Origin of the sequence: Victivallis vadensis (assembly GCF_003096415.1) — a bacterium.
In the GTDB taxonomy this organism is placed as follows: Bacteria; Verrucomicrobiota; Lentisphaeria; order Victivallales; family Victivallaceae; genus Victivallis; species Victivallis vadensis.
This window is the reverse complement of record NZ_QEKH01000036.1, coordinates 1-14,799: the sequence shown is the minus strand read 5'-3', so window position 1 is coordinate 14,799 and position 14,799 is coordinate 1. Positions and strand designations below refer to the sequence as shown.

Annotated in this window: 11 protein-coding genes; 7 read left to right on the top strand and 4 right to left on the bottom strand. The window is 52.2% G+C overall.

Annotation, left to right across the window (positions count from 1 at the left end; all coding sequences use genetic code 11):
* Positions 1–120: 120 nt before the first annotated feature.
* Positions 121–1,095 (bottom strand): LacI family DNA-binding transcriptional regulator, encoded by a 975-nt coding sequence (locus C8D82_RS17270; protein ID WP_133245268.1) that lies wholly within the window; start codon positions 1,093–1,095, stop codon positions 121–123.
* Between the two features lie 174 nt (positions 1,096–1,269).
* Here C8D82_RS17270 and C8D82_RS17265 point away from each other — a divergent pair, with 174 nt between their 5' ends.
* From C8D82_RS17265 to C8D82_RS17255, 3 genes are all read left to right on the top strand, one after another.
* Positions 1,270–3,735 carry a beta-mannosidase gene (locus C8D82_RS17265; protein ID WP_116885539.1) on the top strand — a complete coding sequence of 822 codons (2,466 nt, stop codon included), beginning with the start codon at positions 1,270–1,272 and terminating at the stop codon, positions 3,733–3,735.
* A gap of 9 nt (positions 3,736–3,744) precedes the next feature.
* On the top strand, positions 3,745–5,142 hold the full coding sequence (locus C8D82_RS17260; RefSeq protein WP_116885538.1) for a serine hydrolase domain-containing protein: 1,398 nt from the start codon (positions 3,745–3,747) through the stop codon (positions 5,140–5,142).
* Between the two features lie 85 nt (positions 5,143–5,227).
* Entirely contained in the window at positions 5,228–6,118 is an 891-nt protein-coding gene (locus C8D82_RS17255) for a DMT family transporter (RefSeq protein WP_116885537.1), read from the top strand.
* On the opposite strand, the gene C8D82_RS17250 is transcribed toward C8D82_RS17255, so the two are convergent.
* Together C8D82_RS17250 and C8D82_RS17245 are read right to left on the bottom strand one after the other, a co-directional pair.
* Complete coding sequence (locus C8D82_RS17250) at positions 6,115–6,606, bottom strand: GNAT family N-acetyltransferase (protein ID WP_116885536.1); 492 nt, start codon at positions 6,604–6,606, stop codon at positions 6,115–6,117. The genes C8D82_RS17255 and C8D82_RS17250 overlap by 4 nt on opposite strands.
* Before the next feature lie 102 nt (positions 6,607–6,708).
* Positions 6,709–7,332: a BamJ family beta-barrel-assembly machinery protein gene (locus tag C8D82_RS17245; RefSeq protein ID WP_116885535.1), complete on the bottom strand. Its 624-nt coding sequence runs from the start codon at positions 7,330–7,332 to the stop codon at positions 6,709–6,711.
* Positions 7,333–7,604: 272 nt separating this feature from the next.
* Between C8D82_RS17245 and C8D82_RS17240 the strand changes: the two genes are divergently transcribed.
* From C8D82_RS17240 to C8D82_RS20840, 4 genes are read left to right on the top strand one after another with little or no spacing between them, the layout of a single operon-like run.
* A complete protein-coding gene (locus C8D82_RS17240) occupies positions 7,605–8,330 on the top strand; it encodes a prepilin-type N-terminal cleavage/methylation domain-containing protein (RefSeq protein ID WP_116885534.1) in 726 nt (241 codons plus the stop codon).
* 14 nt (positions 8,331–8,344) lie between these two features.
* The gene (locus tag C8D82_RS20850) at positions 8,345–9,034 is read left to right on the top strand and encodes a hypothetical protein (RefSeq protein WP_133245267.1); all 690 of its coding nucleotides are present in this window, start codon (positions 8,345–8,347) and stop codon (positions 9,032–9,034) included.
* 14 nt (positions 9,035–9,048) lie between these two features.
* Entirely contained in the window at positions 9,049–9,858 is an 810-nt protein-coding gene (locus tag C8D82_RS20845; protein ID WP_133245266.1) for a PulJ/GspJ family protein, read from the top strand.
* Between the two features lie 28 nt (positions 9,859–9,886).
* Positions 9,887–13,042 (top strand): hypothetical protein, encoded by a 3,156-nt coding sequence (locus C8D82_RS20840; RefSeq protein WP_133245265.1) that lies wholly within the window; start codon positions 9,887–9,889, stop codon positions 13,040–13,042.
* Between the two features lie 125 nt (positions 13,043–13,167).
* On the opposite strand, the gene tnpC is transcribed toward C8D82_RS20840, so the two are convergent.
* On the bottom strand, positions 13,168–14,658 hold the full coding sequence (tnpC, locus tag C8D82_RS17235) for an IS66 family transposase (protein WP_116885533.1): 1,491 nt from the start codon (positions 14,656–14,658) through the stop codon (positions 13,168–13,170).
* Positions 14,659–14,799: the final 141 nt, after the last annotated feature.

Sequence of the window (14,799 nt, the reverse complement as noted above, 5' to 3'; positions counted from 1 at the left end):
CGATGTCAAGAGAGAATCGAAAAAAAACAATTAAAAACCGGAATTTAATCATTTATTTCCGAAAATGTATTTTATACAATATATTCCCCGGAAATATGCAAAACTGTGTTTTGAACAGATTTACCGATCGTTCTTCACAGGCCTGCCATTGGCCGGGGCGGTGCCGGAACGCGGGCGGAAGCGGTAGTCGATCAGTACATCATCCGAAACCGGTTCGCCCGCCAGCAGCTTGCGGAACAGCTCGCAACTGTGCCGCACCAGCGCGCCGAAGTCCTGTTCCAGACTGGCCGGCGGCGGAACCAGATGGCCCGCCACGCCGGGCTGCGACCACGCGATCACCGAAATATCCTCCGGCACCCGTTTGCCCAGCAGCCGCAGCGTGTGCAGCGTGACCAGCTCCATTCCTTCATTCAGGATGATCAATGCGGTGATTCCCCGGTCCAGCAGCGACTTCACCGCGTCGGCGAAATCATCGTCGCCGGGAGCGGCGTAAAGCTCTTCCGGCAATCCGTGCTGCGCCATCACGGCCCGGAAGGTCCGGTCGCGGGCGTAGCTGTTCCAGTTGTTCGGGTCGCCGAAAGAGTTGATTCCGCCCAGGCGCCCGATCCGGCGGTGCCCCAGCTTGAGCAAATGGTCCAGCGCCAGACGCATCCCCTGCTCGTCGTTGGAGCCGACCGTGTAGATGCCGTCCAGATGGCGCGGGCTGGTGTTGATGCAGACCAGCGGCATCGCGTGCCGCCTGCCCCAGTAGGCCTCCAGCCCGCTCTGCGCCATCAGCGAAATCGCGCCGCAGAACTCCTGTTGTTCGAGCACTTCGAGGTGTTCGGCGGAAATCACCACCGGCATGAAACCGGACGGAGCCAGCTCCCGGTACAGCCGTTCCAGCAAGCCGCCGAAGTATCCGCCGAAACTGAAGTGCGGCACGATCAGCGCGACGGTGCGGCACGCGTCGCTGCGGTATCCGGTCCGGCGCGCGCACATCAATATCCGGCGGCGGGTGTCGGCACTGATCCGGGGCGAACCCGCCAGCGCCCGCGACACCGTCGCGACCGATACGCCGCACTGCCGGGCGATCTCCTGCAAAGTAGGTTTCATCTGAACTCCTTTTTCCACAATATACCGGTTCAGGCGCCGTTCCGCAAACCGGATTTTACATTTTTTGCACAAACCAACATTTTATTGCGCACGATAACCGGGAAAAAACCTTGATTTCACCGGTTCCTTCTATATATTGTATGGCAAGCGAAAACAACAGGAGAGTATTCCAATATGGCTTGCAGTCTTGATCTGAGCGGCGTCTGGTCGCTGAAAAGTTCCGAATGGAAAGAGGAAACCATCCCGGCGAACCTGCCGGGCGACAACTATTCCGCGCTGCTCGCGGCGGGGAAGATCCCGGACCCGCACTACGGGCGCAACGAACTGGCCGTGCAGGAGTTCCGCAGGCACGACTGGGAGTATTCGCGCGACTTCGACGTGCCGGCGGAGCTGCTCGGCTATGAGCACGTCTATTTGACAGCCGAGATGGTCGACACCTTCGCGACCGTGCTCATCAACGGCAAAAAGGTGCTTTCCTGCGAAAACATGTTCACCCGTTACCGCGCCGACGTCAAAGCCGCGCTGCGGGCCGGCTCCAACCGGATTGAAATCCGCTTCAAGTCCGCCGAGAACGAGGCGAAAAAAGCCGCCGCCGAACAGCCCTTCCCGGTGCCGATGAACGGCTGCAGCAAAGTTCCGAACCTGAACCTGATCCGCAAGGTGCACTGTCACGGCGGCTGGGACTGGGGCCTTACGCTGATGGTCACCGGCGTCTATATGCCGCTGACGCTGACCGGCGTGAACACCGCACGAATCGACTATCTGTACGCCGACCAGAAGCATGAAAAGAACCGCGTCACAGTGACCGCCGTGGCGGAGCTGTTTGCAGAAAAGGCGGGCAAACTGCCGGTCACCTTCCGCTTCTACGGGGAAACCCGCACGGTCAATGCAACGGTCCGGCCCGGCGTGAACCGGGTCAAGGCGCAGTTCGTGGTGGAAAATCCGCGCCTGTGGTGGCCCAACGGGCTCGGGGAGCCGGCGCTTTATCCGCTCGCGGTCGAAACTCCCGACGAGACGCTCGAGCAGGAGATCGGGCTGCGCACGATCGAGGTGGTGAATGAAAAAGATGAATACGGCATTTCGATGCTGTTCCGGGTCAACGGCTTCGACGTGTTCGCCAAAGGGGCGGACTGGATTCCGGCCGACGCGTTCCCGGAGCGCCAGACGCCCGAGGTCCTCGACGACCTGCTCGAATCCGCCCGGCTCGCCAACATGAACATGCTCCGCGTCTGGGGCGGCGGCCAGTATGAGTTTGAGGAGTTCTACCGGCTCTGCGACCGCAAGGGGCTGATGGTGTGGCAGGATATGATGTTCAGCTGCAGCCTCTACCCCTCCACCGAGACCTTCATAAGCAACGTGAAAACCGAGCTGGCCCACCAGATTCCCCGGCTGCGCCACCACGCCTGCCTCGCATTGTGGTGCGGCGACAACGAGGTGATCGGCGCGACCGGCTGGTACGGCTCTGAAAAACGGGTCTCCTATTTGATCAACTACGACCGGCTCAACCGCGAGCTGGCCCGGATGGTGGCGGAACTCGACCCCACCCGGATGTTCTGGCCGAGTTCGCCGTGCGGCGGCCCCGGCAATTTCAACGACGGCTGGCACGACGACTCCTGCGGCGACATGCACTACTGGGAGGTGTGGCACGGGGCGAAGGATTTCAGCGCCTATTACGCGGTGAAACCGCGTTTCTGCTCGGAGTTCGGCTACCAGTCGTTCCCGTCGCTCGAAACCGTGGAGAAATTCTGTCCGCCGGATCAGCGCAACGTTTTTTCGCCGGTGATGGACCACCACCAGAAGTGCGACAAAGGCAACGCCCCGATCATCGGCATGTTCGGCAAATACTTCCGGATGCCGGAGAGCTTCGCGGACTTCCTCTACCTGTCGCAGGCGCAGCAGGCGCTCGCGATCAAAACCGGCGTCGAATTCTGGCGCACCCTGAAGCCGCGCTGCATGGGCACGCTCTTCTGGCAGCTCAACGACAACTGGCCGGTCGCCTCCTGGGCAAGCATCGAATACGGCGGCAAGTGGAAGCAATTGCAATACCACGCCAGACGCTTCTACCAGCCGGTGATCGCGGTGGTCTACAAGGATCAGGAAGGGGTCACCCGGCTCCACGCGGTCAGCGACCTGCGCTGCAGGTCGAAGATTTCGGTCAAGGCGGAAATCCTCGACTTCGACGGCAAACTGCTGAAAAGTTTCGAGCTGGAAAGTTCCCTGAAGCCGGGCGAAAGCAAATGCCTGAAAACCTTCAAGCCCGCCGAGCTGGCCGGACTTGATCCGGACGGCTGCTTCATGGAGCTGACCAGCCAGGCCGAAACTGCGGACGGCGAACTTCTGACCCACGAGAACAGCTGTTTCTTCAGCGTCTACAAGCACTGCGACCTGCGGCGCGCCGAGGTGAAGACCGCCGTCCGGCCCGCCGGAGAGAACCGGTTTGAAGTGACGCTCACCACCGACAGGCCCGCCTTCTTCGTCACGCTGGACACGCCCGGAATCCGGGGCATCTTCAGCGACAACAGCTTCACGCTGGTGCCGGGCCGGACCAAAGTGCTGACTTTCAGCGCGAAGGAAAAGACGGCGGCGACGGCGCTGGAAAAGGCGCTGACGCTGAACTACCTGCGCAAAACCTACAACTGAGGTGTTTTCATGCTGAACCGAACCGCACCGGAGGCGCAGGGCATCCCCTCCGCCGCGATTGAACGCTTCGTCGACGCGATGGCGCAACTGGATTCTCCGCACAGCTTCATGCTGCTTCGCCACGGCAATGTCGCCGCGGAGGGATGGTGGAAGCCCTACCGTCCCGAAGCGCCGCATTTGCTTTTTTCGTTGAGCAAGAGCTTCACCTCCTGCGCCGTCGGCCTCGCCCGCGAAGAGGGGCTGCTCGGCCTCGACGACCCGGTCGCGAAGTTTTTTCCCGCGGAACTGACCCGCGGCGCCGATCCGCGCTGCCGGGAGATGACAATACGCCATCTGCTGACGATGGCGACCGGGCACGACCGCTGCGCGCTGGAGTATATGACCTCCGCCGACGACTGGGCCGCGGCCTTCTTCCAAAGCCCGCTGGCCTATCGCCCCGGCGAACGTTTCGTGTACAATTCCGGGGCGACCTATATGCTTTCGGCGCTGCTGCGCCGGATCATCGGCCGATCGCTGACCGCCTATCTGCGTTCCCGGCTGCTGGAGCCGCTCGGCTTCGGCGAACGCAACTGGGAAACCTGTCCGAAAGGGATCGAAGTCGGCGGCTGGGGCTTCTACGCGACGACCGAAGAACTCGCCCGCTTCGCCCAGATGCTGCTGCAGGGCGGCAAGTGGCAGGGCAGGCAACTGGTGCCGGCCGATTACCTGAAAATGGCCACCTCATTCCAGATCGACAATTCGATGAACGACCAGCCCGACTGGCGGGTCGGCTACGGGTTCCAGTTCTGGCGCTGCCGCCACAACGCGTTCCGCGGCGACGGCGCATTCGGGCAGTACGCGCTGGTGATGCCGGAGCAGGATGCGGTCCTCGCCATCACCAGCGGTCTCCGCAATATGCAGCAGGTGCTGGACCTGGTCTGGCAGCACCTGCTCCCGGCGATGTCCCCGGCTCCGCTGCCCGCCGATCCGGCTGCCGCCGGACGCCTTGCGGAACGGATCGCCCGGCTGACGCTCCCGGTCCTCGGAACCACGGGGCGCGCCCTGCCCCGGCAGAGCTACCGGCTCAACGCCAACGAAGGAGGCTTCACCCGGCTGGAGTTTGAATCCGGCCCCGACAGCTGCCGCCTGACGCTGGCCGGCCCGAACGGCCCTGAAACCATTCTCGCCGGTTTCGGCCATCGCGAGGAGAGCGTGGTGAAGTTCGACTCGCAGTTTCCGCACAGTGTCGCCGCCAGCGCCGAATTTACCGACGACCGGACGCTGACGATTCTGGCGAGCAGCTACAACACGCCGTACCAGATCCGGCTGGTCTGCCGCTTCGACGGGGAACACGTCGCGCTGGAACACCGCGCCAACCTGACCTTCCTCGTCGACCAGTGGCCGATCCTGACCGGCTGCCGCGCCTGAAGCGGCCTTTTCGCTTGCAGAAGCGGAATTGCCGCGCTATATTAGTATAGAAGGTTTATAAATAGGATTATTTCAGGAGCCGATCATGACGGTGACGACCGCCGGGTGGATGCTGCCGATCCTCGGTTCGGCGCTCGGACTCGGATTCTACGATATCTGCAAGAAACACGCGGTGCGCGAAAACGCGGTGATGCCGGTGCTGTTTTTCGCGACATTCACCGGAACGCTGTTCTTTACGCTGGCGACTTTGCTTTCCGGGCATTTCATGGAGTTCATCCGCTGCCCGCTGCACGACTGGCTGCTGATTCTCGCGAAGTCGGTTCTGGTCGGAACCAGCTGGACCTGCGTTTACTACGCGATGCGCGACCTGCCGATTTCAATCGCGGCGCCGATCCGGGCCTCCGCGCCGTTGTGGACCTTTTTCGGCAGCCTGCTGCTGTTCAGCGAATTTCCGACGCTGCTGCAGGGGCTGGGGATGCTGACCATTTTCATCGGCTACTACGCCTTTTCGGTATTGGGGAAACTGGAGGGGATCAGCTTCCGCCGTCATCGCGGCATGCACCTGATCCTGATCGGCACGCTGCTCGGAGCGGTTTCGGCGCTCTACGACAAATATCTGATGGGAGTGCTGCACATCCCGCGCAACACGGTGCAATTGTGGTTTTCGATCGATCTGGTGTTCCTGCTGGGCGGGGCGTGGCTGATCCGCCGGGCCGCTTTCAAACCGGACCGGAAATTCGTGTGGCGCTGGACCATCCCCGCCACCGGCATACTGCTGATCGCCGCCGACTGGCTCTATTTCTACACGGTGAGCCTGCCGGACATGCCGATTTCGATCCTGTCGCTGGTGCGCCGCTGCAGCTGCATCGTGACTTTCGCGGTCGGCAGCTGGTACTTCCGCGACGCCAACCTGAAGCGGAAGGCTTTTGCGCTGGGCATGATCCTGCTCGGCGTCGTGCTGCTGGCGCTGAACTAAAAAGCCTTGGCCATCAGGAAAGCCGCCGTACCGTAGCCGGCCAGTTTCTCCATGTCGACGCCCGGCTTCTCGCGGTATCCCATCCGCCGCCAGAAAGTTTCCGCGCCCTGAATCGCCACCAGATGGGAGCCGGCCAGTTTCCGCGCCCGCGCCGCCTCCTCGAACCGGCGCAGCAGCAGCTCCCCGACTCCCCTGCCCCGCATCTCAGGCAGCACCGCCATATCGTGCAGATAAAGGGAGTCGCACTCCTCCGGCAACTCCTCCAGCTCCTGATGCAAGGCGACTGCGGAATCGCTTCGCCACGGGTGTCCGAGCAGATACCCCACGACCCGCTTTTCTTCCTCGCAGACGAAACAGCATCCGGCCCCCGCCGCGAGCTTGCTCGCCATCACCGCCGGGCTTTCCGGCGTGATCGCGTGGTAACAGCGCTTCTGGATCAGCATCACGGCGGACAGATCGTCCGGCCGCATCTCACGAATCAACATCATCGACCTCCGATTGCCGCATACTATAGCATGCCGGAGCCGGAAAAGCAAAACGGCGGCCCCCGTCCGCCGGGAACCGCCGTCCTTGAACTCCGACGCCGGAGCTTACAGGATGTCGAGCAATTCGACGTCGAAGATCAGCGCGGCATTCGGCGGAATCGCCTGTCCGGCGCCGTGTTCGCCGTAACCGAGCCTGGCGGGGATGAAGAGCCGGTACTTGCTGCCGGGGGACATCAGCTGAAGCGCCTCGGTCCAGCCGGCGATCACCTGATTCACGCCGAATTCGGCCGGTTCACCGCGGCGGACGGAGCTGTCGAACTCGGTGCCGTCGAGCAGCGTCCCGGTGTAATGGACGCGCACCTTGCTGTGGGCGAGCGGCTTGTCGCCCTTGCCTTCGGCGATCACCTCGTACTGGAGGCCGCTGGCGGTGGTTTTCACGCCTTCGCGGGCGCCGTTTTCGGCCATGAACTTCTTTTCGGCCTCGATGTTGGCGGCGGCGAGGCCGTCGACCTGCTTCTGGACGGCGGCCTGCATCTTCGCCTGCAACACCTGCATCGCCTTCACATACTCCTCCTGAGAGAGCTTCGGGGACTTGGCGAGGAAGTCGCGGACGCCGTCCAGCGCCGCCTGGGTATTGACTTCGATGGGAGTGCGGGTCAGGTATTCTCCCATATTCATGCCCATGGCATAGCTGAGAAAATCGATTTCACTGGCAAATTTGTCGCTCATGACGGCTCCTTGAACTGATACTTTTCATTAGGGAAACAGAATGATTCGTACATTACCCCGCCAAGCGTAAAAAATCAAGTCTCCCCCTGAAAATAACGGCAAGAGTTCCGGGAAAACGTTAAAAAAGGCAAAAATCACCAAAAAACAATGAAGTTTTCCCAAAAAGTTGTCTGTGCGGTGTTGAAAAATGGGAATGCGCCTCCTATAGTACACATTAGAGAGACAGCCAGCAATGGAAACAAGCTGAAAATGATGAAACAGTCGGCCCGGATATGAACAAACGAACAAAACGAAATTTTACCTTAATTGAGCTGTTGGTCGTGATGCTCTTAATGGGCGTCCTGATGACCCTGATGCTCCCCGCCTTCAAACGGATGATCAGCGGCAACCAAGTCGATCAGATGGCCTCTAATTTAAAATTAGCATTAGAGCAAGCCCAGTCACATGCTATTACTGCGCGACGTTACGTAGCAGTTATCTTGCCTAGTGGTTGGACAGGGCAGGAAGCCCAGTATAACTTGGGCGGCTCTCGAATGGCGTATGTTAAAAAGGATTCGACAGGAACGAGTTGGCAATTTATTCGCTGGGTGCCGGATTATGAGTGGCGAATACCTGTTCCGGGGGCTCACTTGCTGGCCGTAGCAGATGAAGCTACCAAAAACGACTATGGAAATTTCGTAGAAGGCCAAGGTTTAGACTTAGGTAATTCTCCATATCCTATCACGCATAGGCTTATCACGGCTGGTGGAACCAACCCTTTGCTTCATACCATTACGAATTACCAAGATTCAGCAAGCGATACTCGTACTTATTGCGCTGTTATCTTTTCTCCTTATGGCGGAATCAGACATGATGAGAATCTTTACTTGGCTATAGCAGAAGCCATTCCCAATGGAAACAACTTTGTATTTCCCAGTCGTGATACGACTGGTCCCACTAACTTTTTAGTTTTGGAAATAAATCGTTTTACAGGTCGTGTCAACTATTATAAACCTTAGTGGTATAATTTCAGATGAAAAAGATACAAAAAAAGTTTTTCAACATGGTTGAAATAGCCTTGGCAATGGCAATCATTGCAATTGGCTTATCCAGTATACTTGTACTATTTCCAGTTGGAGTAAATGCCAATAAGTCGGCAATTGCAGATAATAATCTTGCAGATATCGCAGAATATGTAATGAGTCATCTACGTGCAGGTTGCTCTTCTGAATGGTACTTGCACCAGCAAAATGCTTCAGCAGACAAATTTTTCACACAACATATGAAAACCAGCTTGGTCGATATCAACAATGATACTGATGCCAAGGTTGCAAATAATAGTTTAAATCTTTCTGATTGGACATCATTGAATTCCAGCTCCTCTACAGGTGCAACCCGCTTACTAAGATTAAACAAACCCAATGTTAACGGGATTTTTCTCTTTCAGCAATTAACACGATTGCCCGACGGAACAGATATTGCAGATTTTTCCACTATCATAAAAGTTTGGCTGGATCAAGACTTTGATCTCTTTTATCCTGATCCTTATGCAACAACAATGTATCAGGAATTAACTGCTGCTGATGCAAGTCGCCTTAATCTGGGAGATTACGCCAAGGCTTTCTGTATTGAATTAAGTTGGCCTGCCGAAGTTCCATATGAAAACCGTGAGAAAAGAATATTTCGCTTCGAATTATTTAATGAATCTTATGAAGCCAAATAATACAAAGGCCTGCTATGAAATACCAGAACAAGAAACAAATATTTCATATTTTTACACTAGTTGAACTGCTGGTTGCAATGTCTGTATTCAGCATATTATTGGTGCTGATGCTACAATTTTTTTCCGGTGCACAAAAAATGTGGACAGGAATGGAAGAAAAAAATAATCTTTATGCAGATGCACGTGTTGCCATGGACTTAATGTCTACATTACTTCAATCCACCTATTATTCTGCAGGCGGAACTCCTTTTATCATTGAAAATCCCAATACCGATAATTCTAAAATATACTTTGCAGCCCAATCAAAAATGGATAATCTTCCAGGGACAAAAGATATTCGTTTTATTTCTTTCCAACGCACAGGAACGCATAACGAGAAACTCGTAATGGCAATCTTTGCAGATAATGGTACTGATGATTCAGGTCCAACAGCATATAGTTATTTCTTCCCTCCTTATGGCGAAGGAGCTGTTACTTCTTATGAAGTTGCCAAGAATCTGCTTGTTACCAAACTTGACAATAAGGTATCAACCACTCAAGACGATAATTCTGCAATTGTCTTAAATAATGTTACAGGTCTGCGCTTCATTCCCTTTGCAAGAATGACGACAGGAGGGGGAAGTGAAATTATTGCTCCCTCTGGCAATAAATATGATAGGAAACCCCCATATTTAATTGAAATACAGTTATCATTGATGGATAAAAAGAATTTTGATACATGGAGTAATTTACCCACTGCTCAACAGGATGCTTTCAGACAACAGCATGAACGTACCTTTACCCGTGCTGTTTTTTTAGGAGGTCGTTGGGCTGAAACTTTATAAGATAATAAATACAGCGTGGAGATTTTATATGAAAAAGGGAAAAAAAATACAAAATAAGCGGCATGGCGTTGCTTTATTATTTGCACTCGGAATTTTATCTTTATTGCTAATCTTGGGACTGGCATTTGTCAGTAATGCCCTTTTAGCGCGCAAGGTCGCTTTCAATAATAGTACCAGAAGCCAAGCCAAGATGTTGGCTCAATCAGCAATTAATAGAGTTGCAATCTCTTTGATGTTGTACCAATACCAAGCTGAACACCAAACAGATCTCAGTAAACAGTTTTGGCCAACTGAATTTACTGCAATTTATAGCTATGACAAAGTTAAGACCTTAAATTCAGATTCAGGTGAAACTACAAATGATCAATTGACAGGTGATAATTCCAAGTTAAATTATCTGAATAATGATTTAGATTATAAAGGCTCGAATAGCAAGGCCGTATGGACATATTTTTATGATTCCGGCGATAAGAGCGATACTGATCGTAAAATTATTGGTCGTGTTGCCTATCAGGTTTTGCCATCAACCTCATCCAGCCGTATCAATCTAAAATCAGTCTTGGGAGGCTTTGTTGCTAATAGTGGTCGAGTTCCTTGGAACGATCGTATCGGCAAAGAAATCGATGAATTATATATTGATAAAACCACAATCTTGCAAGGTTGGAGTACAATTAATGATGGGACATATATTCCTCAAACCTATGATGAACTATATGGTCCCTATGACGGGAACTTCGACTTTAATGATACCACCGAAACTGGTAAGAAACATAGGGCGTGGATCGAGCGTTGGTTTACAGAAGGAACTGATCCCAGCGTAAAAGAGGCTTATATTTATTATAAGAGAAATGGGGATGATACTACCTATTTTCATCGTTTTCCTCTGATCTCTTGGAAGCCTTTTGAGGCTGAAAACTATACCCCAGATGATTGGTATGATCGTTTCAAGAGCAGCATATCTGATACAACAATTACCCCAAATGCTCCTAGTGCAATTGATGCTTTGACCCATGACAGCCGTCCTTTCAATGAGACGGATACTCGTACTCCCTTTAATTCAGGTTTACCGTTTCTAAGAAGAATTGCAGATGATGAAGGAACATTTGCAACAACTGGCATCAACGGACTTTCCGGTTTGGAGAATCGCCGTCGCCAAATTGCAGCTAACTTTAACGACTATTGTGATGCTGATTATATCCCAACATCCAATATCTCCGCCAAAGACTGGTTGACCAAAGAGCCTGATTATACCGGAAATGAAAAAACTCCATACATCTACGAAATCGGTTTTTCATCTCAAATCAGCCATGATAGTGGGACTGCGGGTATTGCAGTTAACAAAACAGATCGCAGTTTCAAATTTGATTTGGAAATAACACCCGCAGTGAAATTAATTAATATTTATGATGGAATTTCAGATGATTTAAGTAATTTTGATTTCTATCATACACTCCGGGGAATTGAATTAAAAGGTAAGATTACCAAGGTTGCTTACAATAATTTCACTTATCGGACAGAAGCAGGTAACCCGGCTACAAATAATACCGTATCTACCCCCATGGAAATTGATCTAGCTACATATGGTAAAGTCGAGTTTTCCAAGAAATGGGAAAAAAATGAAACAGCCAATGACATAACAGAGGTCAATTCTTCTCAATCAATTTCTTTTTCTGCAGCAGATTTTACTGATGGGTATGCTTTTAAAACTGGAACGGGAGCTTTTTTTAAGACCTCCTATACTTCAGTAACTGATGATGCAGGCACCCCCACCCCAGTAATACCTGAACTGACATTAGCCATGGTAAAGGAAAAATATCCGAGTGCAGTAGAATTAGTAAGCTCGGAATCCGATATCGAGATCAAGGAAGTTGAACTGACTGATTTCAGCATTCAAAATGGTCGTATGGTTTTAATGGCTGATTATAAACATTTAGGAGGGGCAACGACCGAACGGATTGGTCTTGATTATGTCAAACCTCAATTAACAAAGAAGCTGGAGCAGACAGGAGCTTCTATTACTTTTGATGACACAAAGAATTCATATAAATTCCTGTTTGGCGGAATGCGCGGACAAGACCCACGCCAAAATCTAAACGAAGATGATTGGTCTGTTTCGGATCCTTCAATAAAAGGTTTTGATGAAGCGACTAACAAATGGGCAGATGTAATGGATGTTGAAACAAGTGGAACTCCAGACAGTTATAAAGGAACTGTAAATAGGGAAACAGAGGCTGATCCACGAGGTAAATCGCCCAATGCAGATCAGGAAACAGTTGATGATCCAGCTAATGGTCATCTCTCCACTGCGTATATTCGTAATGCTCCAATGAAAAGCCCATGGGAAATCGGTGTAATTCATCGTGGTGCGGCTTGGGAAACAATTAATCTCAAGCATGCCGGTAGCCCTAATGCTTCTTCCTCTGACATTACCCCCATGGATATGGAACCTAATCACAACGCTTGGACTAAATCCGGGACTTCTTATCAGGCCGGAGATGGTGGAATTTTAGAGCAAATAAAAATGACAACTGGCATTCGTGCTTTAGGTAAAGTTGATCTTAACATGCTTCCTCAGCATTATAGTGGTTATACCGCCAATGATGATGATATCGCTAAGGCATTATTTTTGAATCTCTCGTTAGGACAGTCAATCAGTAACTTTGCTGATGTGACTTCCGGCAACCGTATTGATACAGTCAGCGATAATCCCTTGAAAACAAAGCCTATCAAGGAGGATCCTTTTGTATTGCGCACAGAATTTATCAATTGGGAGGACGCAGGTAATACCTTAAAGACGGGTTTTGGTAAGTTAGGATATAACAATGGAGCTTCATCTCCAAGTTTTACCACTGATGCAAGTCAAGAAGAAGTAATTGGAAAAACAATTAATTTGATGACTGCCGGCGGATCACTTCCGAATACAATCAAAGTGCTCATTGTAGCCCAAACCATACGCGACTTGGGAGATTCGGCAGGAATACCCATTACGCGAATTGATAAAGATGGAATAGGTCAAACTAGACCCGCAAAGAATGGACAATTCGATTACGAAGAAGTTGGATCAGATCCGGAAGATAATATTTACTATGATGAAATCACTGGAGAAGTCAAAATGATTGTAACCATCGATCGTAATCCGGAAACAGGTAAGATGATGGTTCGGAAAATTGATTATATTGATTGATTCACACTTGTGAAATCAAGGTCGTCCGGGAGTTTCTTGAAGCTCCCGGACGATTTTTATGTATGCGCCCAATGAGCTACATGTCTGAGGCATTTCCGGTGTCTTGAAAGGGAAAAATTGAAAAATTATTTGGTGTTAGACTTCCAGTTTGGGGGAAGCAGAGATTCGATTTGATTTGCCGAAGTAGAGGAAAGACGCGGAAGCACGTCTTCCAGCCATTGGCGGAAGCAGATGTTGTTCGCTTTGCAAGAGGCTGCAAAAGAATAAAGGATCGCCAACCGCTGCCCGCCGGTTTCGCTTCCGGCAAACAGACAGTTTTTCCGAATGATAGCGACACCTCGATTGAGGCGTTCAGCGGGATTGTTGTCGATGTTGAGCTTGGGATTGTTCAGGAACTTTTTCAGTTCCGCTTCGATATTCAACGCATAGTTGACCGCTTTCGCCACTGGCGACGATGGCCGTTCGGAGTCTCGAAGCACCTTGGCCTGCTCAAAAAACTCGGCAACCAGCTTTTGCGACATTCGGCGTGCCGTTTTCCGTTCTTGGAAGAGAGCGGTTTCCGTCCCTTTTTTCTCAGCACGTTCCTTTGCATCGTGCTCAATCTGATAAAGATCCCGCACGAGTTTCAGAAGCGGCTCGACTTTCAAATAGCCGTTGTCAAAGGCCACGACCAGATAGCGCCGGACATGTGCCCAACAGCATGCGACATCGCATTCGAGCTTGTCGTAGCCGATGTAAGAATCCCGCAAAATTGTTCCGGAATAATCTCCGAGCAAACTTTCCGCAACATCTTGAGACCGCGACGGCGAAAAGTGAAACGCGATCATCGGCGGTCCGACACCGGTCAACCGACACCACATATATGCGTTTTTGCATTTCCTCGCCCCCTTGACCATCATCTTGATGAAGGTTTCGTCCACATGAAGGATGTCACACTGCATAATCAGCAAGGTCATCCGGTCATACAGAGGTAATAAAGCATCGGAAGTGCGTTTGTAAAGGTCTTCGAGCGTCGAAGGTGCCACAGGCAGGCCCTCGTTGCCGAACATCCGCGCCTGCCGTTCAAGCGGAATCGCGTTTTCGACCTTGTCGGCCACCACCTTGGCTACAAAAGAGACATCGTAACGGCTTCGACCGCTGGCAGAATCGAACACGTCTCCAGGAGCTGGGGCGGTGACAACGCCACGCAATGCGTCATCAGGGGCTGCATATTTGGCACGCTTGAAATGGATCACATACAGTCCCGTCCGGTAGGCGATTCGTTCGCTTTCGGCATAGCCGATCAGCGTCATGCCCTGCCGTTGATCCTCCGGGACATCAATCACGCGCTCTTCGCGCGGCAGATCAGCCGGAATCTCTGCGAGAGCGTTAGGCTGACGCGCGTGACGGTCGTGTTCCGCAACGGTGATGTTTGGGGATTCTTTTACTGGTTCAGGAAGGGTTTCTTCCGGAAAAAGAGCGGGGGTGTCATCTGTCGGAAGATAATGTTCGGACTTGGAACCGAACATCTGGCGCTTGAACCAAGACAATTCGTTACTGAGTTTTTCAATTTCCTCAGCTTGTTCCCAGATGACGCTTTTCGCCTCTGCTAAAGTTGTAACCTCCGGTAATACCATACAGAAAATATACCGGATTCGAGCTCAAATTCAAGTGAGTTCAGGCACTTTTTTCGCATATCTTTTGTAATAACGTTGCGGTTTGATTCCCGACAGAATCGCGGATAATTCGCGACTGGTCAATTCGATTCGGCCGTTGGC

What these genes read in the sequence shown, in the direction of transcription:
- C8D82_RS17240 (WP_116885534.1), top strand. Translation starts at nt 7,605, where the DNA reads ATGAACAAACGAACAAAACGAAATTTTACCTTAATTGAGCTGTTGGTC.
- C8D82_RS17250 (WP_116885536.1), bottom strand. Translation starts at nt 6,606, where the DNA reads ATGATGTTGATTCGTGAGATGCGGCCGGACGATCTGTCCGCCGTGATG.
- C8D82_RS17245 (WP_116885535.1), bottom strand. Translation starts at nt 7,332, where the DNA reads ATGAGCGACAAATTTGCCAGTGAAATCGATTTTCTCAGCTATGCCATG.
- tnpC (WP_116885533.1), bottom strand. Translation starts at nt 14,658, where the DNA reads ATGGTATTACCGGAGGTTACAACTTTAGCAGAGGCGAAAAGCGTCATC.
- C8D82_RS20840 (WP_133245265.1), top strand. Translation starts at nt 9,887, where the DNA reads ATGAAAAAGGGAAAAAAAATACAAAATAAGCGGCATGGCGTTGCTTTA.
- C8D82_RS17265 (WP_116885539.1), top strand. Translation starts at nt 1,270, where the DNA reads ATGGCTTGCAGTCTTGATCTGAGCGGCGTCTGGTCGCTGAAAAGTTCC.
- C8D82_RS20850 (WP_133245267.1), top strand. Translation starts at nt 8,345, where the DNA reads ATGAAAAAGATACAAAAAAAGTTTTTCAACATGGTTGAAATAGCCTTG.
- C8D82_RS17270 (WP_133245268.1), bottom strand. Translation starts at nt 1,095, where the DNA reads ATGAAACCTACTTTGCAGGAGATCGCCCGGCAGTGCGGCGTATCGGTC.
- C8D82_RS17260 (WP_116885538.1), top strand. Translation starts at nt 3,745, where the DNA reads ATGCTGAACCGAACCGCACCGGAGGCGCAGGGCATCCCCTCCGCCGCG.
- C8D82_RS17255 (WP_116885537.1), top strand. Translation starts at nt 5,228, where the DNA reads ATGACGGTGACGACCGCCGGGTGGATGCTGCCGATCCTCGGTTCGGCG.
- C8D82_RS20845 (WP_133245266.1), top strand. Translation starts at nt 9,049, where the DNA reads ATGAAATACCAGAACAAGAAACAAATATTTCATATTTTTACACTAGTT.